This is a genomic window from Sphingomonas qilianensis (assembly GCF_039614825.1).
In the GTDB taxonomy this organism is placed as follows: Bacteria; Pseudomonadota; Alphaproteobacteria; order Sphingomonadales; family Sphingomonadaceae; genus Sphingomonas; species Sphingomonas qilianensis.
Map to the genome: position 1 here is coordinate 55,339 of NZ_JBDIMF010000002.1, position 23,442 is coordinate 78,780.

Consider the following 23,442-nt stretch of genomic DNA (forward strand, 5'->3'; position numbering starts at 1 on the left):
CGTCCTCCGGCCGCTGTGTTGCGGACTTTTTCCTTATAGGCATTTTTTGCCTAGCGCCGGACTGCTCCTGTAAATAATTCCTATAACGCTGGTGGAAGGAAACCAGCATGTCCGTGCTCGAGGGAATACCGATCGATCTGTCGATCGTGCTCGGATCGACCCACATCCCGATCCGGCAGGTGCTCAAGATGAGCCGCGGCGCGATGATCCCGTTCGATTGCGATCATGACGATCCGACGCTCGTTTACGTCAACGGCGAATTGATCGCGCAGGGCCGGATTCTGGTCGATGGCGAAGTGATGTCGCTGGAGATCACCCAGGTCATGCGTCGGGCGGTGTGATGGAGCTTTTTTCCGTGCTGCGCACGCTCGGCGCGCTGGCCGTCGTGCTGGGATTGCTGGCCGGCGCGTTGTGGCTGGTGCGTCGGTATGACCTCACCCTGCCGGGGGGCATGCTGGGCAAGTTCAGCGGCACCGCCCCGGTGCGGCGGCTGGCCTTGATCGAACGTTTGCCGCTCGATAGCCGGCGCTCGCTCGTGCTGGTGCGGCGCGACGATCGCGAACATCTGGTGATGATCGCGCCCGAAGGCTTGTTGTTGCTCGAGGCGCTGCCGTTGCGCGTGGAACAGGCACGCGGCGATGCGTAAAGCGATCTTCGCCGGCGTGGCGCTATCGCTGCTCGTCGTGCCGCAAGCGGCTTGGGCACAAAGCGTCACCGCCGATCTCGGGCAGGGCTCCATCTCGGGGCGCGCGATCCAGCTGTTGATGCTGATGACCGTGCTCAGCCTTGCGCCGGGCATCCTGATGACGGTCACCTCGTTCACGCGCATCGTCGTGGCACTGTCGCTGTTGCGCACCGGCATCGGCGCACCCGGCGTGCCGCCCAATCCGGTGATCATCAGCCTGGCGCTGTTCCTGTCGTTCTTCGTCATGGCGCCGACCTTCGATGTGGCGTGGCGCGATGGCATCAAGCCCTATAACGAGGGCCGGATCAGCGAAGCCGTTGCGTTCGAGCGGACCAGCAAACCATTTCACGCCTTCATGCTGCAGCACGTGCGCGATGAGGATGTCCGGCTGTTCGTCGACATGTCGGGCAAGCGGCCCACGACGCGCGCCGACCTGCCGCTGACCACGCTGATGCCCGCCTTCATGATCTCGGAACTGCGCCGCGCGTTCGAAATCGGCTTCCTGTTGCTTCTGCCCTTCCTGGTGATCGATCTGGCGGTGGCGGCGGTGTTGATGGCGATGGGCATGATGATGCTGCCTCCGGCGACGATCTCGCTGCCGATGAAGATCATCTTCTTCGTGCTGGTCGACGGGTGGGCGCTGATCGCCGGATCTTTGGTCAAGAGCTTTGGCGGCGCGGGATGAGCATTGCTGGGAGGGAGCGATCGCGCCCGCCCTCCAGATGTCGATCACATCGGCTTGGCCTGCGTAATCGCCGCCCGGCGCACCACGCCGGCCCCGAACACCTCGCCCGCCGCTTCCACCACGACCTGCTGGAAGCGCTTGAGATCGGGCAGCAATCCATCGGGGCCGCTGGCCATCGGCGTGCGATGCGTGCGCATATTGATGGCGTTGAGCAGCAGCGGCATATGCTCCTTCACCAACGCGCTTTCGCCCTGCATAACTTCGAGCTCGACCTCGAACGAGGCATAACCGGCAAGCCGGCCATCCGGAAATACCAGTGGCGCGAGCACTGCGCCGGTGGGGACGAACACCGGAGGCTCCGCGGCGATCGGCGCTGCGCTGAACCATTGTTCGGCACCGAACACGGCGGCCCCGCCGGCCCCCAGGCCAAGCGCCAGGCTCGCCCCCCAGATCAGGATCTTGTTCATGCCTTGCTCCGCGGCGTCAGAATTGGAAGCTAACGTCGCGCGGCATCACCGAGGGGGCACCCAGCACCACGATGGTGATGCGCCGGTTTTCGGGGCGATCGGGCCGATCTGGATAGATCGGCGCGGTACCGGCCTTGGCCACCACTTCGGCAAAATGATCGACCGTCAGCCCGGCCGCGACCATCGCCGACCGCGCCGCCAACGCGCGTTCGCTCGACAGCCGCCAATTGGCGTCGCTCTGGCCGCCGGCGGAATCGGTATGGCCTTCGATGGCGATCTGCGCGCCCGATTTGATCAGCTTGCGCGCGATCCTGCCGAGCAGCTCGCGCGCATAATCGTTGAGTTCCGCGGTGGTGCCGCGAAACATCGTGCGGTTGGCGGTGTCCATCAAATTGATCCGCACGCCATCGCGTTGCTGATCGATGCGCACCTGACGCTGCGCGAGCGGCGTCGCGGGGGTCGGTTCGAGCGCGATCGTCATTTCGTCGGCCAGCACGCGCATCGCTGCTTCCGGCACATCCGCGGTGCCGCCGCGCGCCGCGCCCGCCGTGCCCGCTTCGCTGGTCACTTCACCCAGCGGGCGTTCGGCATCGCCCTGCGCGCGGCGGCGATGCCCGCCAAAGCCGGCTTCGTCGCCCGGCATGCTGGTCAGCGTCGGCACCGCCGGCGCGCCCTCGGCGGTGGCCGGGGAGAAATATTCCGCCAGCCCCTTCAGCCGCCCCTTGTCCGGCGTGGCGATGATCCACAGCAGCATGAAGAAGGCCATCATCGCCGTGACGAAATCGGCATAGGCCACTTTCCAGGCACCGCCATGATGGCCTCGCGTCTTGCGGCGATGCGCCTTGCGCACCACGATGACGGCGTGGGGGGCACCCTTCTCGATCGGCGGCGTCATGCGCCGCGCATCCTGCGGCGCGCGACCGGATCAGGCACGCAGACCGTCCTTGGCCTGATCGAGCGCGCTTTCGAGCTCGAGAAATGTCGGCGCATAGCTGGACGGGGTCATGCGGCGGGCAAGCTCGATCGCCACCTGAATCGGCAGCTTTTGCGTATAAGCGACGATCGCCGTCTTCACGATCGCATAGGGTTTGCAATCGGCATCGATGATCTCGTGCAATTTCGATGCGATCGGCCCGACGAAGCAATAGGAAAGCAGAACGCCCAGGAACGTGCCGACCAGCGCACCGCCGATCATCGCACCCAGGATTTCGGTGGGCTGATCGATCGACGACATGGTCTTGATCACGCCCAGCACGGCAGCGACGATGCCGAGAGCGGGCAGGCCATCGGCCATGATCTGCAGCGCATGTTGCGGCAGCAGCTCCTCCTCGTGGTGACGCTCGATGTCACTCTCCATCGCCTCGACCATCTGGTGCGGATCTTCGAAATTGACCGTCATCATGCGCAAATAATCACAGATGAATTCGATCAGCGCCGGATCCGCCAGCAACCGCGGATATGGCGTGAAGATGGGGCTGGTGTCGGGTGCCTCGATATGCGGCTCGATTGCGGTCGCGCCGCCCTTGCGGAAGGTGCTCAGCAGCGCGAACAGCAAGGCGAGCAGATCGCGATAATCGGCGCCGTTCCAGTGCGCCCCGCGAAACACCCGCCGGAACCCCGCCAGCGTCTTCTTCACCGTCGCGCTGGTATTGCCGAAGATGAACGCGCCGATGGCGGCACCAGCGATCGCCAGCATCTCGTGCGGCAAGGCGTGCGCGATGACCATGATGTTGCCGCCGGACATCAGGAAACTACCGAACACGCAGACGATGATGACGACGACACCAATGGCGTTGAGCATGGGGCATTCCAAAAGCTGAAGGCGCGAAGCCCGTTGTCCTGATTATAGGACGGCGCGACCGCTTGGGCGGCGTGCGGTGATGTTTTTGTCGCGGCGGCAACAGCGCAAGCGCGCGAAATCATCCTATGATGATGGCTGAAACCGAGGAGAGCTTATGTCTCTGACAGCCTATCAGCGCGCGCGCAGCATCGCGGAAACACCGCGCGCCATGGAACATCGCCTGATGAGCCAGATCACCGGCGAGATGATCGCGGCGCAGGATGCCGGGCTCGAGCGCGGCGCCTTGATGCCCGCGCTGCACCGCAATCGCGAAGTGTGGAACACGTTTTCCAGTCTGTGTGCCGCGTCCGACAATCAACTGCCGGTCGAGCTGCGCGCCGGGATCATTTCACTCGCGTTGTGGGTCGAGCGCTACACCGGGCAGGTGGTGCGCGGACAAGCGCCGATCGCGGATCTGATCTCCGTCAATCGCGCCGTGATCGAAGGGCTGGCGCCGGAAAATGTTGCATCCTAGCCGGCCCGCTGTTCGCCCGAAGGGCGAGCCGTGCGGCAGCGAGAAATGGCCCCCGCGCGCTGCGCGGAGGCCATGCCCTAGTGCGAGACAATGACGGGCCAAGCCGTCAGTGGCGGACGCTCGACGATGGCTCGGCCAGGACGCTCGCATTCGCCAATGCCAGCTCCAGCAGGTGCGGGTCGGCCGGCGCTGCCAGCGCAGGGCGACGCTGCGGCGTGGCTGGCCGGCGATAATGCTCCATCAGTTCGAAGCGCGGCTCCGTCTCGCTGATTTCGCTGATCGTCTTGGCCGCGCGCTTGGCGATCTGGCGGATGCGTTCCTTGGTGATGCCGGCTTCATCCAGGAGATCGTCGGGGCCGGCCAATTCGAAGATGCGGGTCTCGACGATCTGGCGGTTGCGCGTCAGCCGCTGATCGAGCCGGATCAATTCCTCGGGGTCGATGCCGGGGCCTGCCGGGCGCGGGCGCGGCTTGCGCTTGAGCTGGTTGATCGCGGTGACGCGCAGATGCGCGATATAGGAATCGATCAGCGAGTGCATTGCCGCTTCTGCCAGATAGTCGGCCGCAGCGGCTTCGGTAAGCGCGACTGCGCTCTCGTCTTCGATCATCGCTTCGAGCGATGTTTCCTCGCCCTCGGCGCCGCGCATCGTGGCGTGCAGCGATACCGTCGCGGCGTCCACCTTCTTCGCCGATGGCCGCTGATCGGTCATCAGGCGGAAGCGCAGCCCCTGCAACTCGCCGCGGATCTGCCAATTGACGAATGTGGTGAATTGCGCGCGGGCGGGATCATAACCCTGAATGGCGCGATGGACCCCGATCGCACAGGCCTGTTCGGCATCGTCCCAATGCCCCCCCAGGCCGTATTGGCGGATAAAATGGCGGATACGCGGCGCGATCAATTTGAGAATCTGCGCAAAGGCCCGATCGGTATCGGCGCGTTGCCGCGCCGTCGGACGTTGCCCCTCACATGGTGTATTGGCGATCACCGTCGCGACCGCCGATTCAAGCGCTATCGTAATTTTCGACATTTTTTTGAACCCCTCAGCTCAAAAGGCGCGCCGTCCGCGTGCCCCCCGGCCTCAGAGTACGAGAAAAAAGATTAACAACTGCTTCTTTCCACAATGGAAAACCAAATCATCCTATAATTACCCCCGGTGCCGCGTCGGCTCACCAAGGGCGGCAAAGCGGGCCGGCCGGATGTTGCTGCCGACAAAACCCAGCAACCAGGCGCGGTGCGCGGCGACGGGATCGCCCAGCTCGGCGATCCGCCGGCTGGCCGCGCCATCGCCGATCTGGGCGCTGAGCAGGTGGCGCGCCCGCGGCGCCGGCAGGCCGCCCTGCAGAAACTTGATGGCATCGCCAATGCCCAGATGATGCGCGAAATAGGCGGCGCGGGCGATATCGTCGAGCTGCGCGCCGACCGGCACGCCAGCGGCGCGCAACCGCGCGACATTGGCGCGTGCATAATCGGCGATGGCGTTGATCGACGCTTCGGGATCGTAGCGCAGCGCCAGCAATTGCGACCGCGGCGCGGTCAGCTTGCCGCTGTCATTGATCCAGCCACGCGTGTGGCAGAGGTCGTTGAGCCACGTGCCGGCGCGCTCGGCCTCGTCCTTCCACGTGCTGCTGAGAAATTGACCCAAACCGGCGGCGCTCGAGCGCGGATTGCGGGAAAAGACCTGCCACCGCCCGGCGCCATCCTTGGCGGCTTCGGCATTGACGATGGCGGCGAGCGCCGGCGCGGGGATGCCCGTCCGTGCCGCAGCGGCCTCGACGATATCGGTCATGCCGGCATTGACCCCCAAGTCGGTGCGCGCCGGACCCGCCGACGCCAGGGGCGGCGGGGCCGCAAGATCGAGCGGCTCGGCGCCGGGAGTCGCGCGCGCGCGCCGGAAGGCCCGCGACGAACGTTGGCGATCAACATCGTCCGGCATCGTCAATGCCAGCAACGTATCCAGCGACATGCCCTGCGCGCTGCGCACGGCCGGATCGCGCGTGGCGCCGTGATCACCGCTGCCCAGCGCCGCCTGCCACAAGCGATCGGATACTTCACCGCGTGCCTGCGCGTAGATCAGTTCGGCCCGGCGCAGCGCCGCGGCCTGCGCCGCGTCGGCGCGCTCGATCACGCCCGGGGCCGGCGCGACAGGCGCGCGATCGCGGTGGCGGCGACATCGTCGAGATGGCTTTGTTCGCCATTAGCGATCTTGCGCGTTTCATCGTCGCGAAATGCATCGGCGGCGGATTCGATTGCCTTGAAATCGCCATAGGCGGCCTGCGCCGCCGCCCGCATGTGCGCCAGTTGCCGATCGGCCTCGGCGCGCTGCTCGGCCAGATGCAGGCGCTGCTGCCGCATCCGCGCGAGATAGGCATGCGCGCTGGGGCCGTGATGAACCGCCGCGGCGGCCGCTTCCTGCGCCAAGCGCGCGGTCAGCGCGGCCTGATGCTGCTCGATCTGCAGCAATTGCCCGATCTGGCGGTTGATGACGACTTGGGCGCGCTCGATCTCGCGGCGGCGCACGCGCATTGCTGCGTCAAAGGGCGTTTTCATCGGGCACCTCCAGCAATGCCTCAAGCGCCGCGAAACCCGCGGCGGCAGAGGCGCGCGTATGTTTGGATTGCGTGAGCAGCGCCTCGATCTGCGGCGCCAGCCGGACGGCATGATCCACCTCCGCGCTCGATCCGGTGCGATAGGCGCCGAGCCGGACCATTTCCTCCATGTCGCCATAAGTGGAAAGGATTCGCCGCGCCGCGAGGCAGATGCGATTTTCGTCCGGCAAATGCGCTTGCGGCAAGGTGCGCGAGACCGATTTCAACACATCGATAGCGGGATAGCGACCGCGTTCGGCGATGCGCCGCGTGATCACCACATGCCCGTCCAGGATGCCGCGCACCGCATCCGCCACCGGCTCGTTGTGGTCATCGCCATCCACGAGCACGGTGAACAGCCCGGTGATCGATCCCTGCCCGACCACGCCCGGCCCGGCGCGCTCGAGCAAACGCGGCAGCTCGGCAAACACCGTTGGCGTATACCCCTTGGTGGCGGGCGGCTCGCCGCTGGCCAGGCCGATCTCACGCTGGGCCATGGCGAAGCGCGTAACCGAATCCATCAGACACAGCACCTGCAGCCCCTGATCGCGAAAATATTCCGCTACCGCCAACGTAGTCCACGCCGCCTGGCGGCGCATCAAGGCGGGTTCATCCGATGTCGCCACCACCACCACGCTGCGTGCCATGCCCTCAGCGCCCAAATCGTCTTCGATAAATTCCTGCACCTCGCGGCCGCGCTCGCCGATCAGCCCGATCACAGCGACATCGCATTCAGTCCAGCGCGCGATCATCGACAGCAAGGTTGACTTGCCGACCCCCGATCCGGCGAACAGGCCGAGCCGTTGCCCCGCGCACAGCGGCGCGAAGAGATCGAGCGCGTGCACCCCGGTTTCGAGCTTGCGCCCGACGCGGGCCCGCGCCGAGGCATGCGGGGGAAGCGCGCGGATCGGTTGCGCCTGCGCGCCGAGTGGCAATGGTCCGCGATCGTCGATCGGCCGGCCCAGGCCATCGATCATCCGCCCGAGCCAGGCCGAGCAGGGCTTGATGGCGAAGGCGCCGCCGATCAGATCGGCGCGCGTGCCGGTCGCCACGCCCTGCGGATAGCTGAACGGCAGGCAATGCGCGATATCGCGATCGAGCCCGATCACTTCGGCATCGACGTTCCCGCCGACCCGAATACGTGCGCCGATCTGCGCCGCGCCGGACAATCCCTGCACTTCGAGCAGCGCACCGCGCACCGCCACGACCTTGCCGTAGCGCAGATCGGGCAGCACCGCGCGCAAGCCTTCGGCCGCGGCGGCCAGCGTTGGCGTGCCGTGCATCAGGCCGTTGGCTCGGCGAGCCGCTCGATCGCCGCCGTTTCATAGGCGATCAGCCAGCGGCAATCGGCCAAGGCGGCGTAGAAATCGAGCGCCGCGACCTTCCCGGCAAAGGCGATGCACACTGCTTTCGCCTCATGCGATTCCAGCGCGGAGAGCAGATCGGCGACGCCCTCGATGATGGTCTGCTGGTGCCGCGCCACCTGCGCCGGATCGATATAGGCCATCATACAGGCGAGATAGAGCTGGCGCGCCGCGGTGGTGGCATCGGCGGGCGACATGACGTCACGCCCGCGCAGGATCGCCGCGCTATTCTCGACATAGAGATTGGTCCGCCCATCCGAGCGCAACACCGCGCCGTTGACGACGCATTTCTCGCCATTGCGCAGGGAAATTCGCAGGGACAAGGGGCTTCTCCAGGGGCCGCGATTGGCCTTCAAGCTCATTATAGAATGACGCGACGCCGCGTGCGTTTTTACTGGGCAAATTTTGCCTATCTTGGGCGCCGCGATCGCTCCTCCTACAATGACAATGGACCCCGGCCGGGCACAGCGCTCGCGCCACCCTATCCACGGGAGACGATCGTGAGCCTCTATTCCGCCCTTTACGCTGGCGTATCCGGCCTCAGCGCGCAGGCCAGCGCGATGGCCACCGTGGCCGACAATATCACCAACGTGAACACAGTCGGCTATAAGGGCGTGGCGGCGGAATTCCGCACGCTGGTGACCGATGGCAGCGTGCGCAGCAGCTATTCCGCGGGCGGCGTGGTCGCGGCGCCAAAGGCGATGATCTCCAAGCAGGGGCTGCTCCAGGCCTCATCGAGCCTGACCGACATCGGCGTCGAGGGCGCGGGCTTCTTTGTCGTGCGCCCGGGCGTGAGCGACAATGGCGAGGTTGCCTTCACGCGGGCCGGATCGTTCAAGCCGGATGCGCAGGGCTATTTGCGCAACACGGCGAATTATTACCTGCAGGGCTGGCCGCTCGATGCGCAGGGCAATTACGTCAACACCGGCAATCTTGATCAGCTCGAGCCGATCCGCCCCTCGGCATTGACCGGTTCGGCCGCGCCCACCACGCGGCTGGAAGCGCGCATCAATCTCCAGTCGACCACGGCCAATTTCGCCGGCGCCTATGCCGCGGGCAATATCGCCGCGGGCACCGCCACCGCGCAATTCTCGCGATCGTTCGACGTCTCCGATGCGCAGGGCAGCCCGCATCGCATCACCATGGGCTTCGTTAAAACCGCGGCCAATGAGTGGCAGGCGGAAATCTATGCCGTGCCCGCCGCCGATGTGACCGGTGCGCCGGGCGGTCTGCTGGCCAGTGGCGAGGTGCGCTTCAACGGCGATGGCAGCCTCGATCTCGCCGGATCGACCGCCGCCTTGTTCGACGATCTCAATATCAACTGGGCCAACGGCGCGGGGTCCAGCCCGATCAATCTTGCGCTGGGCAGCAATGGCGCTCTGGACGGGTTGACGTCATTCTCCGATCCGTCGGCGATGATCGGGTCGTTCGTCGATGGCGGCACGCTCGGCACGGTGGCGTCGGTGGAGATTTCAGATACCGGCGTCGTCAGTGCCATCTTCGAGGATGGCACGTCGCGGGCGATCTATCAGCTGCCGCTCGCCACCGTGCAAAATCCCGACGGCATGACGCGGCTGTCGGGCAATGCGTATGGTATTTCGCAGGAATCCGGGAACGTTGCGATCAACCCGCCCGGTTCGCTGGGCGCGGGAACGATCTCGGCCAGTTCGCTCGAGGCATCGAATGTCGATCTGGCGGAGGAATTCACCAACATGATCCGCTTCCAGCGCGCCTATAGCGCGTCCTCCAAGATCATCACGACGGTGGACGACATGTTGCAGGAAATCAGCAACCTCAAGCGCTGATCCTGCCCTGTCGCGCGAAGGAGCGCCGCTGTGTCGCTGAACGAAATCCTCCATACCGCCACGTCCGGGCTCGCCGCGTCGCAAGCGGGGATGCGTTCGGTATCCAATAATATCGCCAATGTCGGGGTGTCGGGCTATGCCCGCGAGCGCACCGCGACGAGCACCGCAGTAACCGCGGGGCGGGTGACCGGCGTGTTGATCGGCGAGCCCGCGCGCGTCGCTGACAGTTTCCTGGAAAATGCGGTGTTCCGCCGCGGCGGCGATATGGGGCGATCGGAGGCGGTGTCGAGCTATCTCGATCGGCTGCAGGCGTTGCTTGGTGCGCCCGGCGCCGCATCGGGGATTGCCGGCCGCATCGATGCGATCGCCGCCTCGGCGGCGCGGATGACCGGTGCGTTGGGCTCGCCCGAAACCATTGCCCAATTCACCGGCAACGTCGCGGATAGCCTGGCCTCGTTCCGGCAGCTCGATTCCGATGTCAGCAACCTGCGCGGCGATGTCGAGACCGAACTGGGCTTCACTGTCGATCGCATCAATGTGCTGCTCAGCCAGATCCACGATCTCAACGATCAGATCGCGCAGACCGGGGGGCAAAGCGCTGCCGGGGCGGAAAATCGCCGCGTCGCCGCGGTGGACGAGCTCAGCACGTTGATGAAGGTCAATGTCCGGCAGCAGGCCGATGGCCGCATGACGATCGACACCGCATCGGGCCAGGTGCTGCTCGATCGGCGGCTGCGCGTGCTGAGCTATCCTGCCGGGCCCGGCGTGTCGCAGCCAACCTATCCCGCGATCGACATCCGCTTTGCCGGTGCCGTCGGCAGCACCGGCGCGGCCACCGGTGATCGGATCGATTCATCGGCGGTGGGCGGCAAATTGGGTGGGCTGATCGACATGCGTGATCGCACCTTGCCCGCTTTTACCGAGCAGCTCGGCGTGCTGTTTACCGGGCTTGCCCAGACGCTCAACGCGGCGGCCAATGCCGGCACGACGGTGCCCGCGCCGGCCGAGCTTAGTGGGCGCGCGAGCGGCCTGGTCGGCAGCGACCGGCTGGGCTTTACGGGGGGGGCGGTGTTTGCCGTGCTGGGCGCCGATGGCACGGTGCTGGCCAAGACGACGGTCGATTTCGATGCGCTTGGCGCGGGTGCGACGGTGGATGACGCGGTCGCCGCGATCAACGCCGGGCTGGTGCCGCAAGCAAGCGCGCAACTCGTTGACGGCGTGCTCTCGATCCGTGCCACCAATGCCGGGACAGGCGTGGCCGTGGCGCAGAGCACGACCGCGCCGAGCGCGCGCGCCGGGTCGGGTTTTGCGCAATTTTTTGGGCTCAACGATCTGGTGCGCAGCGGTAGCAGCGCCTTGGTGCCGTCAGGCTTTACGGCGGCAGATGTGCATGGCTTCGCAGCGGGGCAGACCGCGCAGCTCGCGGTGCGGGACGCAAGCGGGCGGGTGCTGGCCAGCTATACGCTGACCGGCACTGGCGGCCCCAGCTTCGGCGATCTGCTGAGCGACCTGAACGCCAGTCCGCTAAGCGGCTTTGGCAGCTTTGCGATGGACGACAAAGGGCGCTTCGCTTTCACGCCGGCGGCGGGATCGACCGGGGCGACCGTCTCGATCCCCGCCGATTCGACCGATCGGCTGGGCACCGGGCGCAGCTTTTCCGCGCTGTCCGGGCTGACCGGCGGTGCCAGCGGGTTGCGCGACGCGGCGGCGCAGGCGGGCATCCTGCAGGATCCCAAAAAGCTGCCGCTGGCGCGGCTGCAGCTTGGCGCGGCGGTGGGCGAGATTGCGGTGGGCAAAGGCGATATCCGCGGCGCGGCCGATTTCGTCGCGGGGCTGGCTGCGGCGGTGGATCTGGGCAAGGATGGCAAAAGCACCGTGGCCAGCTCCGCCAGCCAATTGCTGGGGCGCGCGGGCGCCGAATCCGCGCAGGCGAGCAGCGCGTATAAAGACGCCGCCGCGCGCCGCGACGACGCCACGATCCGCCGCGACAATTTCGCCGGCGTCAATATCGACGAGGAACTGGCCGACATGGTCGTGTTGCAGAACAGCTATTCGGCCTCGGCCCGGGTCATCACCACCGCCAGCGCGATGTACGATACGCTGCTCGCCATGCTCGCTTAAGGAATCGCTTATGACCCGCGTCGCCACCGGCCCGATGCACTACACGATGAAGACTGCGATGCAGACCACGCAGCAGCGGCTGGCCAACAGCTTGCACCAGCTCGAGACGCAAAAGAAGGCGACCGATTATGCCGGCATCGGCATCGATACGTCGCGGCTGCTTTCCGCGAAATCGATGCTCGGGCGGGAAGATGCGTACAAGACGGTGGCGTCACATGTTTCAACCACGCTTGAATATTACGACACCAGCCTGACGGCGATCGATACGCAGACCGAGAAGCTGCGCAAGGCGCTGCTCGAGGTGATCGGCACCGGCAACGGACCAGGCATCCAATCCAACATCGAAGCCGCTTTCGACAGCCTTCGCGCGACGCTCAACACCAATTCGGCCGGCAATGCGATTTTCGGCGGCACGCAGACCGAGACCAAGCCGTTCGTGCCGCAGGAGCTGGGCGACATGATCGGGCTCGATCCCGCCGATGCCTTTGCCAACGATACCATCAAGAATTCGGCGCAGCTTGCCGATGGCGTCAATGTCGAGTTCGGCGTCGTCGCCAGCGATGTGGCGGGCAATCTCGTCAAAGCCTATCGCACCTTGGCCGAAGCTGGGCCGTTCGGCGACAAGCCGAGCGCGGCACAGCTGGACGCGATGAAACAGGCGCTCAACGAGCTCGAAGTCGGGCTGAAGGACGTGCGCAGCCTTAATGCCAATAACGGCGCCAAGCAGAACCAGGTCGAGACCTTGAGCGTGCGCGCCGGCGAGCGCGAGGTGATGCTCAAGACCGTGATCGGTAATGCCGAAGATGCCGATTTGGGCCAAGTGGCGCTGGACGTCGCCAATTACCAGACGCTGCTGGCCAGCTCATATTCCGTCTTCTCGCAGATTTCGGCACTGTCGCTGGCCAATTATCTGCGCTGAGCGCGCCCGCTCATTTCTTCTCCGCCTCGAACAAGACCGCCAGATCGCCCGCCGGGCTGGCCGCGGGCAGCGAGGCCATTGCCCGCGCGATCGCCTCGGGATCGACGCTGTTGGGCGACGCCGTCAGCACGTCGAACGCCGCTGCGGTCGGCAGCGGCGCGAACCGCATGGCATAACGGGCATGAAACTGGGCCAGTGCGTCTTCCCGCCCCAACATGGCCAGGGCGATGGCATGGCGCAGCAAGACAACCTGATCGATGTCACTGAGCGACCGGCGGGGCGGCACAATCGCCGCAGTCTGCGTGACCAGCCCGCTCCAGTCCCGTTTCTTCCACAGGATTTCCGAGCGCAAGGCAGCCGCATCCGGCACCTCCTGCAGCACGGCCAAAGAGGCGGGGATCTGGCCGATCTGGCTAAGCGCGGCGGCCTCGACCCGCTTGCGCGCGTAGATCATCTCGTTGGTATAACCGGGCTGGGCGGTGCGGCGGAGCGCCGCCAACGCCCGATCGGGATGCCCGGCCAGGACGTGCAGCGTGGCGACCTGCACCGATAGCGGGCCGCGCGCGAGGTCCTCGGCGCGCACGAACAGCAGATGTTCGAACAAGTCGGCCGCGCGCTCGTACAACCCCGCTGCTTCGAGCCGGCGCCCCAATCGGCTGACCAGTCGATCGCCTTCGCTGCCGCTCGGCATGAGATCGCGATAATCCCAGAATGCGCCCGCAGCCTGATCCAGTGGCAGCGTGTCATCGTCCAGCACCGCCGCCAGATCGCTCTGTAATGCCGCTGCAAACCCTGGCCCCTGCGCGCCCGGATCGAAAAAGCGGAACAGGACCGCGCCCGTCGCCAACGCGCCCCTCGCATCCCTGGCCTCGTGCGACAGGCGGTGACTGAGGCGCAACGCGCGTTCTTCAATCTGATCGCCGCGCCAGCCGAAACGCAGATCGGCCAGCTGTTTGAGCGCGGTTGCGGGGCGCAGCGCGCGCGTGGCCAGGCCGAGCTCGATCCCGATCAGCCGCGCCTCCATCCGGCTGGCCTCGGATCCGCCCGCGGGCGTGCGATCAAGCATGAGCATGGCTTCACGGTGCCGCCCCAGCGCGATCAGGGCGCGCGCCTGCAGGATCGTCGCCTCAGCATTTTTCCCCGCGACGCCCTTCAGCCACTGCAGCGCGTTTGTCGGCGCCCCGCTGTCAACCGTAGCGCGCGCGGCGGCCAGCACGAAGGGCAGACGGGCGGCGCCGTGGCGGGCGTTTACCGCGGGCAGCGCACAATGCAGCTCGCGCAGCGCCTGCGCCGCATATCCTGCCCCGGCCAGCGCCCGCAGCCGCCAGGCGCATCCCTCGGAGTTGGCCGCCAGCGCCGGATCGCCGAGCAGATCAAGCGCTTCGGCAGGACTGGCTGACAGGACGAAGGCGGCGCCACGCGCCAGGCGGAACGCCGGGACCATCGCCAGATCGGGATCATCAAGCTGCATCACCGTCAGCACGCCCTGCGCCTCGGCACCGCGCGCTTTGGCGACCAGACTGCGGGCATAATCCCAGCGCGCGCGCTGGCGATCGCCGGGCGCGGCACGTGACAGCGCCGCCCACGCGTCGGACTCGGGCAGCGCGCGCCACGCCGAGGGGCCGGTAACGCGCTGTTGTGCCAGTGTGGCGGCGTAGCCCGGCAAACGCGCGGGTGGGGCCGCCACCGGCGGCGTTGCACGGGTGTCGGCGGCGGCGACCATGCCCAGCCCGGCAAGGGGGAGCGTGAGCGCGGTGCCGGCGATGAGCCATGCCTGCCTCACAACATCATCCCATCCAGCAGGTGGCGTGCGACGGCGGCAGACCCGCCCACGAGGCAGCCGATGGCGAACAGCCAGGCCGGAATGGTCAACCAGTGCCGGGGCGGCGGGGCGGCGGGGAGGGCCGGATCCACACCATCCCGGGCATCACCAAGCCGGCGACCAAGCGGCGCGGCGGACCGATCGGCATAGATCTTCACCTGCCCCGGGCGCTGGTCGCGAGCCATTCCTTTACCTTCCGTTCAATATTCCAATCCTATTATAGAAAAGATCGCCCGCCGGTGATCACAAGACCGGAGAAAGCGTATGCGTTTGTTTGGAATGGCCGCGGCCACGGCCCTGTCGACGCTCGCCGGCGGCAGTATGGCGGCCGTCGGCGCGCCGCCGGTGGCGCTGGGGCAGGCGGCGTTCCTGCCGATCGATGACATTACCACGCCGATCTTTGCGCCAAATGGCATTGAGGGATCGCTCAGCGTTTCGGTGACGATCCAGGCGGGCGATACCCAACGGATGGAGCGGCTGCGGCAGAAAATGCCCGAGTTGCGGGCCGCCCTGCTGACCAGCACGCTTGAATTTGCACGGCTTTATGCCTCGGGGTTCAGACCGGTGGATGCCGAACGACTGGATGAAACGCTGTCGACGGCGCTGCAGCGCGTTGACGGCGATGCCGGCCGGGTCCTGATCCTCGCCGTGTCGGCCCGACCGGCCTGATCGCGGCCCGCATCGATCGATCCGGCGCGATCAACGCATTCCATCCGGCGCGTGCGCGCCGCCTACCGGACGCACCGTTGCCACCGGCCGTCTGATCGGCCCCGTCGCCGCGGGCACCGAGACGGCCTCCGGCGCCGGCCGGACGCGATACCCGGCGAGCGCCATGCTGAGCCGCACCGCAGCATTGGAGGACATGTTCGACAGGATCAGCGCGGTCGAGCGTTCGCGCATACGTCGCGCAATCTGCAGCTGCACATCGAGATCCAGCCGCTCGAAGATCGGGGCCGCACGTGCCGGCTTCATCGTTTGATAGATTCGCGCGAGATCCTCGAACGCCTGCCCCGGTTCGCCGGGCAGCGGATTTGGTGCCACGATCGCGGCCGGGGCAGGGGCGGCGGCTATGGCGGGCGCCGGGGCCGGGCGGCGCGCGACGACGCTCGCCTTCAGCCGCGCCTCAGCGGCACGCGCGGCAAGCTCACGCAGCTCCAGTGCGCGCTTCTGCTGGGCGACCGCGTGATCGCGCGCGCCTAGGCTGTCCTGGATCGAGGCGCCCATGCGCGTCTGCTCCGGCCCGGTGCCGGCCGCAACCGCATTGGCCAGCGCGGCCAGCCCGGCAAAGCCCGCCGTCATCGCCAATAGCGACGGGCGACGGGCTAAAGCAAACCACGACGCGCGTGGCGGGATTGCCGGCGGGGTCATTGCGCGCCGCTCACGGCAACGGGCGGGCGTTTGCGCGCCGCGGCGCGGGGGCTTTTCCTGGGCGCGGCCGTCGCTTCCTCGTCACGCTGCACGCCGGCCTTTTCGGCGGCATCCATGATCCGCTCGGCGATGGCGTTGCCGATCCCCACCATCATCGAAAGTTCCTCGCGCATCGTGCTGCCCGAGGCGATGGCGCGGGCATTGGCGGCACCGTCTACCGCGAGCAGCTCCTTGAGTTCGGCAAGCACGACATGCGCCTCCGCGGTGGCGCGATCGAGCGACCGCACTGTTTCTGCGAGATCGCCCGATTTGATGATCCGGAAACCGCGCAACAGCCGCACGCTCTGGACCAGAACAGCGACGCAGAGCAGGATCAGCACCGCATTGGTCGCGATGGCGAAGCTCATTTGGCGAACCCCTTCGAAATGTCCGTCATGATTTTGACAGCGATGTTGTTGGTGCGTTGGCCGATAAAGGCGCGGCCCAGCGGCACGCCGCTGCAATGCACTTCCAGCGCATCGTCGGGCCCGCGATTGACTCCGATCGTCTCGCCGATCTGCAGATTCATCACGTCGCGCAATCGCATATGCTGCTCCCCCAGCACGACATCCATGATGATCTCGGTCTGCAGCAGTTCGGAGGCCATGTGCAGCTCCCAGATGCGGTCGCGCCCGAGCTTTTCGCCCATGAAGCGCTGCAGCAGTTTGTCGCGTACGGGCTCGATCGTCGCATAGGGCAGGACGATGCTGAAACGCCCCCCGCGCCCCTCCATATCGACGCGGAACGTCGCCACCGCGGCAATGTTGCTGGGCCGGGCAATGGCAGCGAAGCGCGGGCTGGTCTCGACGCGGTCGATCTCGATCGTGATCGGCTCGATCGCCTCGAACGACGCGGCGAAATCGGTGAGCGCGATCTGCACCATCTTGGAGATCAGCCCCGTCTCGATCGTGGTTGGCGCACGCCCTTCGCTGCGCGGCGCGCCATTGCCGCGGCGCCCGCCGAGCAGTGCATCGACCACCGCGTAGATCAGCCCCGAATCGACCGTAACGACGCCGTAATTCTCCCATTCGCGCACCCGGAACACGCCCAATATGGCGGGATCAGACAGCCGATTCATGAACTCACCGAAACGGGTCGAGGTGACGTCTTCGAGATGGACGTCGATCGCATCGGACGTCAGGTTGCGCATGCTGGTGGCGAAGGTGCGCACCATGCGTTCGCATACCACCTCGAACATCGGCAGCCGTTCATGGCTGATGATGTCGGATTCGATCACCGCCTTGAGACCGCTTTTCTGCGGCAGGGGCGCATCGTCGATGGCGGGGCGGAAATCGCTGCTCATTGTTGCACCAGATCCTGGATGAGCAGATCGCGCACCACGCCGTCGCCGTAAATGGCGCGTGCGCGCACCATCATCTCCTCCTTGATGCGAAACACCGCGGCGGAACCGTTGAGATCCTCGGGGCGCAGCTCGCGCAGGAACGGCTGCAACGCATCGAGCAGGATCGGCAGTCGGGCGCGGATCGCATCGGCCTGCTCGGCCTGCCCGGCGACGATCATGAAGCGCAGCTTGAGGAATCGCGCCTGCCCCCCCGGGACCCGCAGGTTGACGGTGATAGGCGGGACATCGACGTAGGTTTCGGCTTCGGTCTCGGCCGGGGGCGCTGACGGGGAAGCGGGGGTGAACAGCGAACTATATCCTGCGCGGACGACGAGCAGATAGCCGCCGACCGCCGCCGCTAGCAGCACGATAGCGGCGATGATCAGCCACAGCCGACGACGCTTGGGCACGGCGCGTGCCGGCTCGGCGGTCGGTGTCGCCTGATCCTCGTCCTCGTCCTCGGTCTTGGCCTCGATCACGTCGTCCATGTTGCCCCATCTCTGTCCGTGCAAATCGCGCGCGCTGCGACCGCTTTTGCCATTTCGATACTATTATAGGATGAGTGCTCGGCAATATTTGCCTGGTACCGATCAAACCGATGGTTTTTTGGAGCCGGGGCAATGGACGTCTCTTCCTATGTGCTGCTGAGCCACGAACAGGCCTTGCGCCGTCAGCTCGACGTCACCGCAAACAACATGGCCAATACCGGCACGGTGGGGTTCAAGCGTGAGCAGCCACTGTTCCACGAATTCATCGAAACGGTGCGCGAGGCGCCGATTGACGACGCCAAGCAGATTTCGTTCGTGCTCGATTTCGGCGCGGTGCACGATGCAGCGCAGGGCGCGTTCCAGGCGACCGGCAACCCGCTCGACGTGATGATCGACGGGCCGGGCTATCTCAATGTCGAGGCGCCCGGCGGCGGCGTGGCCTATACGCGGGCCGGCTTCATCAAGCTGCTCGAAAGCGGCGAACTGGCCACCTCGGGCGGGCAGCGCCTGCTCGATGCGCAGGGCCGCGCGATCACCGTGCCCGCCGAACAGGCCAGCAGCCTTACCATCGCCGAGGACGGCACGGTGATGGGCGCCGATGGGCCGCTCGGGCAGCTGGCGGTCAGCGGCTTTTCCAGCGAAACCGCGGTTGACCCGCGCGGTGATGGCCTGATGAATGGCACCAACGGGCGGTTTCTGGCCGCCGCCGAGGTCAAGCTCAAGGCCGGCGGCGTGGAAGCCTCCAACGTCCAGCCGATCGTCGAGACGACCAAGATGGTCGAGATCCTGCGCGCCTATCAAACCAGCGTGGGCATGTCGGACAGTATGAACACGATGCGCCAGCGCGCCATCGAACGGCTCGGCAAGGTCGCCTGATCGCGGACTGCCCCATCTCCCTTCACCAAAGGATTTCCGATCATGCGCTCATTATCGATTTCGGCCACCGGGATGCTCGCCCAGCAGACCAATGTCGATGTCATCTCAAATAACATCGCCAACATGAACACGACTGCGTTCAAGCGTCAGCGCGCCGAGTTCCAGGATCTGCTGTATCAGCAAGTGTCGCGCCCCGGTGCCACCACCAGCGCGGACGGCACGCGGGTGCCATCGGGCATTCAGATCGGCGCGGGCGTGCGCACCGGCGGCGTCTACCGCATCGTCGAGCAAGGCGCACTGACCAAGACCGACGCGACGTTCGATCTGGCGATCCAGGGCAAGGGCTATTTCCGCGTGCAGCTGCCCAGTGGCGAGACGGCGTATACGCGCGCCGGATCGTTTCAACCCTCCGACCAGGGCGAACTTGTCACCAATGACGGGTATCGCGTGCAGCCCGGGATCACCGTGCCGCAGGGCGCGGTCGACGTGGTGGTGTCGAAAACCGGCGAGGTGCAGGTCAAGCTGGCCGACCAGATCGAGATGCAGACGATCGGGCAACTCGAGCTGGCGACGTTCGTCAACGAAGCTGGCCTGGAAGCGATCGGCTCCAACATGCTGCTGGAAACGTCCGCCTCGGGTCAGCCGGCGGTGGCGCTGCCCGGGGAGCCTGGCTTTGGCACACTGAACCAAGGCTTTCTGGAAGCATCCAACGTCAATCCCGTATCCGAAATCACCGCGCTGATCAGCGCCCAACGCGCTTATGAGATGAACAGCCGCGTGGTGAAAACGGCGGACGAGATGCTGGCCACCAGCTCACAGCTACGGTGATGGCGATGCGCCTTCTCCCATGCCTGGCATTGTTCGCCACGCAGTTCGCCACGCAGCCTGCCACGGCACAGACCGCGACGCCCACAACGGTAGAGACGCCGGTGCTGGCGCGCATGATCGAACCCGGCGAGACGCTACAAGCTTCGGATTTCGAGCTCAGGCGGATGGCGCCCAATGCCGTGCGTGGCGCGCTGCAACCGGCGCAGGCCACGGGCAAGGAAGCGACGCATCGGCTGATGGCGGGAACGACGGTCCGCCCCGGGGATGTGGCGGTGCCGCAAATCGTGCGGCGCGGCGAAGCGCTGGTGGTCAGCGTGCGCGCGGGGCCGCTGTCGATCACCAGTACCGCGCGGGCCTTGTCGGGTGGCGGGATGGGCGATCCGGTCCGCGTCGTCAGCCTCGATACCAATCGTACGCTGACCGCCATCGTGGAAGGCCGGGGGCGGGTCCGCGTCGTCGGAATCTGGGAGTAAGAGATGCTGAAGCAAATCGGGGCGGCGCTGGCGCTTGTCGTGCTGCTGTCCGGCTGCGGCGCGGTCGGGCGGTTATCCGCGGTCGGCAAGCCGCCCAAGATGACCGCTTATGAACGCCCGGAATCGCCCCTGCTCGAACCATCGCTCGGCGCGCAGGCCGCGGCGCATCGCTCGGGCGCGGCGCCCGTGGCCGGGCCGCCCACCGCATCGCTGTTTCGCACCGGCGCGGGCGCCTTCCTGCGCGGGCAACGCGCCTCGCGCGTTGGTGACATCGTGACCATCCGCATCAACATCGCCGATCGCGCGGTGGTGGGCAACACCACCACGCGATCGCGATCGGGCGGCGAAAATGCAGGGATCGCGGCCTTGCTCGGCCTCGAAAACGTGATCGACAAGGTGTTACCCGGCAAACCCGATCCGGCCAGCCTGGTGAGCACCAATTCAACGTCGCAATCCAGCGGCGCGGGCAATATTGCGCGCAGCGAGGATATCAATCTTACCATCGCCGCGGTGGTGACGGACGTGCTGCCCAACGGCAATCTGACGATCCGGGGCCGGCAGGAAACGCGGGTCAATTTCGAGCTGCGTGAACTCATCGTCTCGGGGATGATCCGGCCGGAGGATATCGCGCGCGATAATAGCATTCGGCACAGTCAGATCGCCGAAGCGCATATCAGTTATGGCGGGCGTGGCCAGTTGACCGATGCACAACAGGCGCGATGGGGGCAGCAAATCTATGACGCGCTCTTCCCGTTCTGAATGGCGTCAGCGTTAACCGGCAGTTAGCTGCAAATAAAATCGGCAGATCGTTTTGGTCGCCCAATATTGTTTCCCAGAATGAAAGGGCGGGCTGAACTCATCGACCCGCCGGGGGCCAGCGTTACTGGCCCAGGTCGCAGAAGCAACCTTTATCCTAGAAGGAAATTATCATGGCTCTTTCGGTAAACACCAATGTCGGCGCGATGATGGCGCTGCAGACGCTCGGCGCGACCAATCGCAATCTCGAGACCACGCAGAACCGCATCAACACCGGCCTGACCGTCGCATCGACCAAGGACGATTCGGCCAAATACACGATCGCCCAGCAGCTGCGCGGCGATCTCGGCGGTCTCTCGGCAGTGACCTCTTCGCTCAACAACGCCAAGAGCACCACGGACGTCGCCGTATCGGGCGTCGAGCAGATTTCGGACATCGTCAACAAGATGAAGTCCAAGGCGCTCGAAGCCAGCGACACCGGTGTCGATGCCGCTGCCCGCGCCAAGATCAACAAGGACTATGTCGCGTATCAGTCGCAGGTCGAGAATATCGTCAAATCGTCCAACTTCAACGGTGTGAACCTGCTCAACACGGGCGGCGGCACGGTTTCCGCAATCATGTCGCTGCAGGACGGCACGGATACCGATTCGACGACGTGGGAAGCCGCGACGCTGGCCGTCGGCAACCAGGCCCTGGATACGCTGTCGCTGATCGGTGGCACCGCGCTGACCGACGCCGCAGCGGCCACCACGGCGCTTGCTGAACTGGAAGCCGATACGGTCGTCATCGGTACGTCGCTGTCCGATCTGGGTTCGGCATCGCGCCGGATCGATGATCAGCTTACCTTCACCAGCAAGCTGTCGGACACGATTACCAGCGGCATCGGCAACCTCGTCGATGCGGATCTCGCCAAGGAATCGGCCAATCTGCAGTCGCTGCAGGTCAAGCAGCAGCTTGGCGTGCAGGCGCTGTCGATCGCCAACCAGGCGCCGCAGACGCTGATGTCGCTGTTCCGCTAAGACGGTGCCGACACATGCTCTGCCCTCATCGGAGCATGGCAGCTTGAGGGCGTGACCCGTGCCCCCCAAAGCAACGCGACGCGCCTTCTAAAAAAAAGACCGGAATGGTTTCCATTCCGGTCTTTTTTTGTAACATACAGGAGTGGAACGGGCTCATGACCAGGGGGATGGAAGATGATGCCAGGTTGCCGCAAAAGCATAATGATGATGTTTTAGAAACCGCTTCGGTTTAGATCTGCTGTGGGGGCTGAGATTGGGCGCTTAGCGCCCTGATCAGATGGACTTGAAGGGGGGGAATAATGTCTCTTGGTGAAAGCTCCGACGCGGAGCCCGGGGCTGCCAGTGACAGCGCCAGTTTTCAGATCGTGCTTACTGTATCCGTAACAAATGCCGACACGCTGTGGGGCGCGGCGATGCAGGTCCTTCAGCGCACCGCCGATCATCTCGACCGGGCCGAGATCATCGAAACGATCGGCCCGCCGGAGGATCCGTCGATCGAGGATTGCCTGAAAACGCTGGCCTTGCCGGTGGGGATTGCCGGCTGTGCCATTGACGAAGTCGGCGTCCGCAGCGCGGCGACGGGGCAGGCCGCCGGGGGGCGTGACCCTTCCATCGCCGCGCCACCGGCCTTCGATCCCTTGCCGGGCGTGATGCAGCTGATTGACCTGTCGGCGCTCCGCGCGCTGCATCCCGCCATCCCGGGCTTGCCTGCGCCGCTATAGGATGTGGGCGCTCGTCCTGCGCGCGCAGCAAGACGGCGCCCGATTGTGGTCGGGCGCCGTCTGAAAACACGAAATGGCTGCGTTACGCGCCGGGGCTGTTGGCCACCGCCACGAGTCCGCCGACCGCGTAACGGACACCGTTTACGTTGAGCACGACATTGGCCCCGTCGCTCACCACTTCCTTGACGATGCCCACCGAATTGATCGCCACGGGCACGGCCTTGCCGGCGCTGTCGAGTGCCTCGATGGCGAGCTTGTAGGCGCCCTTGGCGGCCTGGCTGCCATCAGTCTTGGTGCCGTCCCACGAATAGCGCCCTTGCTCCGCGGGATCGAGCGTTTGGGTCCGCACGACGTTGCCAGCCTCATCGAGCACGGAAAGTTTCAGCGACGCGGGTTTCGCGCTGGCGACATAGGTCCAGGTAGCCGGTGCCTCGCCAAAGCCGGCGATCGGCGAATCGAAGCGCGTTTCGCGGCCGATATAGTTCGACGCCTGCGCCATATCCTGACCCGTCAGTTTCGTGATGATGTCCTTTAACGCCCCGGTCTGTTGGATCGATTGCTCGACTTGCGAGAATTGCACGAGCTGCTGAGTATATTCGGATGAATCCATTGGATCGAGCGGATCCTGATTCTGCATCTGCGTGGTCAGCAATTTTAGGAACATGTCGAAATCGGCCGTGATCCCGCCGGATGTGGCAACCATGGGGGATGTGGCAGTCGCGCTCTGGCCGGTGGCATTGGTGATCGTGGTCATGTTTGGGGC

29 protein-coding genes are annotated in these 23,442 nt (G+C 65.6%); 14 read left to right on the forward strand and 15 right to left on the reverse strand.

Annotation, left to right across the window (positions count from 1 at the left end):
* Nucleotides 1–107 precede the first annotated feature (107 nt).
* From ABC969_RS06765 to fliP, 3 genes are read left to right on the forward strand one after another with little or no spacing between them, the layout of a single operon-like run.
* Nucleotides 108–341, forward strand: a complete 234-nt coding sequence (locus ABC969_RS06765; RefSeq protein WP_345863926.1) for a FliM/FliN family flagellar motor switch protein — start codon at nucleotides 108–110, stop codon at nucleotides 339–341.
* Nucleotides 341–646 (forward strand): flagellar biosynthetic protein FliO, encoded by a 306-nt coding sequence (locus ABC969_RS06770; RefSeq protein ID WP_345863927.1) that lies wholly within the window; start codon nucleotides 341–343, stop codon nucleotides 644–646. Before ABC969_RS06765 ends, ABC969_RS06770 begins: the two co-directional genes overlap by 1 nt.
* Complete coding sequence (fliP, locus tag ABC969_RS06775) at nucleotides 639–1,370, forward strand: flagellar type III secretion system pore protein FliP (protein WP_345863928.1); 732 nt, start codon at nucleotides 639–641, stop codon at nucleotides 1,368–1,370. The genes ABC969_RS06770 and fliP overlap by 8 nt, the downstream gene beginning before the upstream one ends.
* 44 nt (nucleotides 1,371–1,414) lie before the next feature.
* On the opposite strand, the gene ABC969_RS06780 is transcribed toward fliP, so the two are convergent.
* Genes ABC969_RS06780 through motA form a run of 3 tightly spaced genes read right to left on the reverse strand, consistent with a single transcriptional unit; the run spans nucleotide 1,415 to nucleotide 3,638 of the window.
* Complete coding sequence (locus tag ABC969_RS06780) at nucleotides 1,415–1,837, reverse strand: hypothetical protein (protein ID WP_345863929.1); 423 nt, start codon at nucleotides 1,835–1,837, stop codon at nucleotides 1,415–1,417.
* A 16-nt stretch (nucleotides 1,838–1,853) separates the two neighbouring features.
* Nucleotides 1,854–2,732: a flagellar motor protein MotB gene (locus tag ABC969_RS06785; protein WP_345863930.1), complete on the reverse strand. Its 879-nt coding sequence runs from the start codon at nucleotides 2,730–2,732 to the stop codon at nucleotides 1,854–1,856.
* Nucleotides 2,733–2,762: 30 nt separating this feature from the next.
* A complete protein-coding gene (motA, locus tag ABC969_RS06790) occupies nucleotides 2,763–3,638 on the reverse strand; it encodes a flagellar motor stator protein MotA (RefSeq protein ID WP_345863931.1) in 876 nt (291 codons plus the stop codon).
* A 154-nt stretch (nucleotides 3,639–3,792) separates the two neighbouring features.
* On the opposite strand from motA, the gene ABC969_RS06795 reads away from it, so the two are divergent.
* Entirely contained in the window at nucleotides 3,793–4,152 is a 360-nt protein-coding gene (locus tag ABC969_RS06795; RefSeq protein WP_345863932.1) for a flagellar biosynthesis regulator FlaF, read from the forward strand.
* A 106-nt stretch (nucleotides 4,153–4,258) separates the two neighbouring features.
* Here ABC969_RS06795 and ABC969_RS06800 read toward each other — a convergent pair whose 3' ends face one another.
* From ABC969_RS06800 to ABC969_RS06820, 5 genes are all read right to left on the reverse strand, one after another.
* Complete coding sequence (locus ABC969_RS06800; RefSeq protein ID WP_345863933.1) at nucleotides 4,259–5,179, reverse strand: sigma-70 family RNA polymerase sigma factor; 921 nt, start codon at nucleotides 5,177–5,179, stop codon at nucleotides 4,259–4,261.
* Nucleotides 5,180–5,296: 117 nt separating this feature from the next.
* Nucleotides 5,297–6,277, reverse strand: a complete 981-nt coding sequence (locus tag ABC969_RS06805) for a peptidoglycan-binding protein (protein ID WP_345863934.1) — start codon at nucleotides 6,275–6,277, stop codon at nucleotides 5,297–5,299.
* A complete protein-coding gene (locus tag ABC969_RS06810) occupies nucleotides 6,274–6,699 on the reverse strand; it encodes a hypothetical protein (RefSeq protein ID WP_345863935.1) in 426 nt (141 codons plus the stop codon). The genes ABC969_RS06805 and ABC969_RS06810 overlap by 4 nt, the downstream gene beginning before the upstream one ends.
* Entirely contained in the window at nucleotides 6,683–8,020 is a 1,338-nt protein-coding gene (gene fliI, locus ABC969_RS06815; protein ID WP_345863936.1) for a flagellar protein export ATPase FliI, read from the reverse strand. The genes ABC969_RS06810 and fliI overlap by 17 nt, the downstream gene beginning before the upstream one ends.
* The gene (locus ABC969_RS06820; protein WP_345863937.1) at nucleotides 8,020–8,424 is read right to left on the reverse strand and encodes a flagellar biosynthesis repressor FlbT; all 405 of its coding nucleotides are present in this window, start codon (nucleotides 8,422–8,424) and stop codon (nucleotides 8,020–8,022) included. The genes fliI and ABC969_RS06820 overlap by 1 nt, the downstream gene beginning before the upstream one ends.
* 177 nt (nucleotides 8,425–8,601) lie before the next feature.
* Here ABC969_RS06820 and ABC969_RS06825 point away from each other — a divergent pair, with 177 nt between their 5' ends.
* The 3 genes from ABC969_RS06825 to ABC969_RS06835 are packed head-to-tail and all read left to right on the forward strand — an operon-like array spanning nucleotide 8,602 to nucleotide 12,946.
* Nucleotides 8,602–9,906 (forward strand): flagellar hook protein FlgE, encoded by a 1,305-nt coding sequence (locus tag ABC969_RS06825; RefSeq protein WP_345863938.1) that lies wholly within the window; start codon nucleotides 8,602–8,604, stop codon nucleotides 9,904–9,906.
* Nucleotides 9,907–9,936: 30 nt separating this feature from the next.
* On the forward strand, nucleotides 9,937–12,027 hold the full coding sequence (locus ABC969_RS06830) for a flagellar hook-associated protein FlgK (RefSeq protein ID WP_345863939.1): 2,091 nt from the start codon (nucleotides 9,937–9,939) through the stop codon (nucleotides 12,025–12,027).
* Between the two features lie 10 nt (nucleotides 12,028–12,037).
* Nucleotides 12,038–12,946: a flagellin gene (locus tag ABC969_RS06835; protein ID WP_345863940.1), complete on the forward strand. Its 909-nt coding sequence runs from the start codon at nucleotides 12,038–12,040 to the stop codon at nucleotides 12,944–12,946.
* A gap of 10 nt (nucleotides 12,947–12,956) precedes the next feature.
* On the opposite strand, the gene ABC969_RS06840 is transcribed toward ABC969_RS06835, so the two are convergent.
* Together ABC969_RS06840 and ABC969_RS06845 are read right to left on the reverse strand one after the other, a co-directional pair.
* Nucleotides 12,957–14,729: a hypothetical protein gene (locus ABC969_RS06840; protein ID WP_345863941.1), complete on the reverse strand. Its 1,773-nt coding sequence runs from the start codon at nucleotides 14,727–14,729 to the stop codon at nucleotides 12,957–12,959.
* A complete protein-coding gene (locus tag ABC969_RS06845; RefSeq protein ID WP_345863942.1) occupies nucleotides 14,726–14,953 on the reverse strand; it encodes a hypothetical protein in 228 nt (75 codons plus the stop codon). The genes ABC969_RS06840 and ABC969_RS06845 overlap by 4 nt, the downstream gene beginning before the upstream one ends.
* Before the next feature lie 79 nt (nucleotides 14,954–15,032).
* On the opposite strand from ABC969_RS06845, the gene ABC969_RS06850 reads away from it, so the two are divergent.
* The gene (locus ABC969_RS06850) at nucleotides 15,033–15,437 is read left to right on the forward strand and encodes a flagellar basal body-associated FliL family protein (RefSeq protein WP_345863943.1); all 405 of its coding nucleotides are present in this window, start codon (nucleotides 15,033–15,035) and stop codon (nucleotides 15,435–15,437) included.
* A gap of 30 nt (nucleotides 15,438–15,467) precedes the next feature.
* Here the strand turns inward: ABC969_RS06850 and ABC969_RS06855 are convergent, their stop codons facing one another.
* The 4 genes from ABC969_RS06855 to ABC969_RS06870 are packed head-to-tail and all read right to left on the reverse strand — an operon-like array spanning nucleotide 15,468 to nucleotide 18,005.
* Entirely contained in the window at nucleotides 15,468–16,136 is a 669-nt protein-coding gene (locus ABC969_RS06855; RefSeq protein WP_345863944.1) for a MotE family protein, read from the reverse strand.
* On the reverse strand, nucleotides 16,133–16,543 hold the full coding sequence (locus ABC969_RS06860; protein ID WP_345863945.1) for a hypothetical protein: 411 nt from the start codon (nucleotides 16,541–16,543) through the stop codon (nucleotides 16,133–16,135). The genes ABC969_RS06855 and ABC969_RS06860 overlap by 4 nt, the downstream gene beginning before the upstream one ends.
* Nucleotides 16,540–17,478, reverse strand: a complete 939-nt coding sequence (gene fliM / locus ABC969_RS06865) for a flagellar motor switch protein FliM (protein ID WP_345863946.1) — start codon at nucleotides 17,476–17,478, stop codon at nucleotides 16,540–16,542. The genes ABC969_RS06860 and fliM overlap by 4 nt, the downstream gene beginning before the upstream one ends.
* Complete coding sequence (locus tag ABC969_RS06870) at nucleotides 17,475–18,005, reverse strand: flagellar basal body-associated FliL family protein (RefSeq protein ID WP_345863947.1); 531 nt, start codon at nucleotides 18,003–18,005, stop codon at nucleotides 17,475–17,477. Before ABC969_RS06870 ends, fliM begins: the two co-directional genes overlap by 4 nt.
* Before the next feature lie 132 nt (nucleotides 18,006–18,137).
* Between ABC969_RS06870 and ABC969_RS06875 the strand changes: the two genes are divergently transcribed.
* From ABC969_RS06875 to ABC969_RS06900, 6 genes are all read left to right on the forward strand, one after another.
* Nucleotides 18,138–18,881 carry a flagellar hook basal-body protein gene (locus tag ABC969_RS06875; protein WP_345863948.1) on the forward strand — a complete coding sequence of 248 codons (744 nt, stop codon included), beginning with the start codon at nucleotides 18,138–18,140 and terminating at the stop codon, nucleotides 18,879–18,881.
* A 42-nt stretch (nucleotides 18,882–18,923) separates the two neighbouring features.
* Nucleotides 18,924–19,709 (forward strand): flagellar basal-body rod protein FlgG, encoded by a 786-nt coding sequence (gene flgG / locus ABC969_RS06880; protein WP_345863949.1) that lies wholly within the window; start codon nucleotides 18,924–18,926, stop codon nucleotides 19,707–19,709.
* Between the two features lie 5 nt (nucleotides 19,710–19,714).
* Entirely contained in the window at nucleotides 19,715–20,182 is a 468-nt protein-coding gene (gene flgA / locus ABC969_RS06885) for a flagellar basal body P-ring formation chaperone FlgA (protein ID WP_345863950.1), read from the forward strand.
* Between the two features lie 3 nt (nucleotides 20,183–20,185).
* Nucleotides 20,186–20,941 (forward strand): flagellar basal body L-ring protein FlgH, encoded by a 756-nt coding sequence (gene flgH, locus ABC969_RS06890; protein ID WP_345863952.1) that lies wholly within the window; start codon nucleotides 20,186–20,188, stop codon nucleotides 20,939–20,941.
* Nucleotides 20,942–21,111: 170 nt separating this feature from the next.
* A complete protein-coding gene (locus ABC969_RS06895) occupies nucleotides 21,112–21,957 on the forward strand; it encodes a flagellin (protein ID WP_345863953.1) in 846 nt (281 codons plus the stop codon).
* Nucleotides 21,958–22,370: 413 nt separating this feature from the next.
* A complete protein-coding gene (locus ABC969_RS06900) occupies nucleotides 22,371–22,679 on the forward strand; it encodes a hypothetical protein (RefSeq protein WP_345863954.1) in 309 nt (102 codons plus the stop codon).
* 82 nt (nucleotides 22,680–22,761) lie between these two features.
* On the opposite strand, the gene ABC969_RS06905 is transcribed toward ABC969_RS06900, so the two are convergent.
* On the reverse strand, nucleotides 22,762–23,433 hold the full coding sequence (locus ABC969_RS06905) for a flagellar hook assembly protein FlgD (RefSeq protein ID WP_345863955.1): 672 nt from the start codon (nucleotides 23,431–23,433) through the stop codon (nucleotides 22,762–22,764).
* Between the last annotated feature and the right edge of the window lie 9 nt (nucleotides 23,434–23,442).

Excerpts from the sequence above, each read along its gene's own strand:
- ABC969_RS06765 (WP_345863926.1), top strand. The coding sequence starts at position 108 with ATGTCCGTGCTCGAGGGAATACCGATCGATCTGTCGATCGTGCTCGGA.
- ABC969_RS06770 (WP_345863927.1), top strand. The coding sequence starts at position 341 with ATGGAGCTTTTTTCCGTGCTGCGCACGCTCGGCGCGCTGGCCGTCGTG.
- fliP (WP_345863928.1), top strand. The coding sequence starts at position 639 with ATGCGTAAAGCGATCTTCGCCGGCGTGGCGCTATCGCTGCTCGTCGTG.
- ABC969_RS06780 (WP_345863929.1), bottom strand. The coding sequence starts at position 1,837 with ATGAACAAGATCCTGATCTGGGGGGCGAGCCTGGCGCTTGGCCTGGGG.
- ABC969_RS06785 (WP_345863930.1), bottom strand. The coding sequence starts at position 2,732 with ATGACGCCGCCGATCGAGAAGGGTGCCCCCCACGCCGTCATCGTGGTG.
- motA (WP_345863931.1), bottom strand. The coding sequence starts at position 3,638 with ATGCTCAACGCCATTGGTGTCGTCGTCATCATCGTCTGCGTGTTCGGT.
- ABC969_RS06795 (WP_345863932.1), top strand. The coding sequence starts at position 3,793 with ATGTCTCTGACAGCCTATCAGCGCGCGCGCAGCATCGCGGAAACACCG.
- ABC969_RS06800 (WP_345863933.1), bottom strand. The coding sequence starts at position 5,179 with ATGTCGAAAATTACGATAGCGCTTGAATCGGCGGTCGCGACGGTGATC.
- ABC969_RS06810 (WP_345863935.1), bottom strand. The coding sequence starts at position 6,699 with ATGAAAACGCCCTTTGACGCAGCAATGCGCGTGCGCCGCCGCGAGATC.
- fliI (WP_345863936.1), bottom strand. The coding sequence starts at position 8,020 with ATGCACGGCACGCCAACGCTGGCCGCCGCGGCCGAAGGCTTGCGCGCG.
- ABC969_RS06835 (WP_345863940.1), top strand. The coding sequence starts at position 12,038 with ATGACCCGCGTCGCCACCGGCCCGATGCACTACACGATGAAGACTGCG.
- ABC969_RS06845 (WP_345863942.1), bottom strand. The coding sequence starts at position 14,953 with ATGGCTCGCGACCAGCGCCCGGGGCAGGTGAAGATCTATGCCGATCGG.
- ABC969_RS06850 (WP_345863943.1), top strand. The coding sequence starts at position 15,033 with ATGCGTTTGTTTGGAATGGCCGCGGCCACGGCCCTGTCGACGCTCGCC.
- ABC969_RS06855 (WP_345863944.1), bottom strand. The coding sequence starts at position 16,136 with ATGACCCCGCCGGCAATCCCGCCACGCGCGTCGTGGTTTGCTTTAGCC.
- ABC969_RS06860 (WP_345863945.1), bottom strand. The coding sequence starts at position 16,543 with ATGAGCTTCGCCATCGCGACCAATGCGGTGCTGATCCTGCTCTGCGTC.
- fliM (WP_345863946.1), bottom strand. The coding sequence starts at position 17,478 with ATGAGCAGCGATTTCCGCCCCGCCATCGACGATGCGCCCCTGCCGCAG.
- ABC969_RS06870 (WP_345863947.1), bottom strand. The coding sequence starts at position 18,005 with ATGGACGACGTGATCGAGGCCAAGACCGAGGACGAGGACGAGGATCAG.
- ABC969_RS06875 (WP_345863948.1), top strand. The coding sequence starts at position 18,138 with ATGGACGTCTCTTCCTATGTGCTGCTGAGCCACGAACAGGCCTTGCGC.
- flgG (WP_345863949.1), top strand. The coding sequence starts at position 18,924 with ATGCGCTCATTATCGATTTCGGCCACCGGGATGCTCGCCCAGCAGACC.
- flgA (WP_345863950.1), top strand. The coding sequence starts at position 19,715 with ATGCGCCTTCTCCCATGCCTGGCATTGTTCGCCACGCAGTTCGCCACG.
- flgH (WP_345863952.1), top strand. The coding sequence starts at position 20,186 with ATGCTGAAGCAAATCGGGGCGGCGCTGGCGCTTGTCGTGCTGCTGTCC.
- ABC969_RS06895 (WP_345863953.1), top strand. The coding sequence starts at position 21,112 with ATGGCTCTTTCGGTAAACACCAATGTCGGCGCGATGATGGCGCTGCAG.
- ABC969_RS06900 (WP_345863954.1), top strand. The coding sequence starts at position 22,371 with ATGCAGGTCCTTCAGCGCACCGCCGATCATCTCGACCGGGCCGAGATC.
- ABC969_RS06905 (WP_345863955.1), bottom strand. The coding sequence starts at position 23,433 with ATGACCACGATCACCAATGCCACCGGCCAGAGCGCGACTGCCACATCC.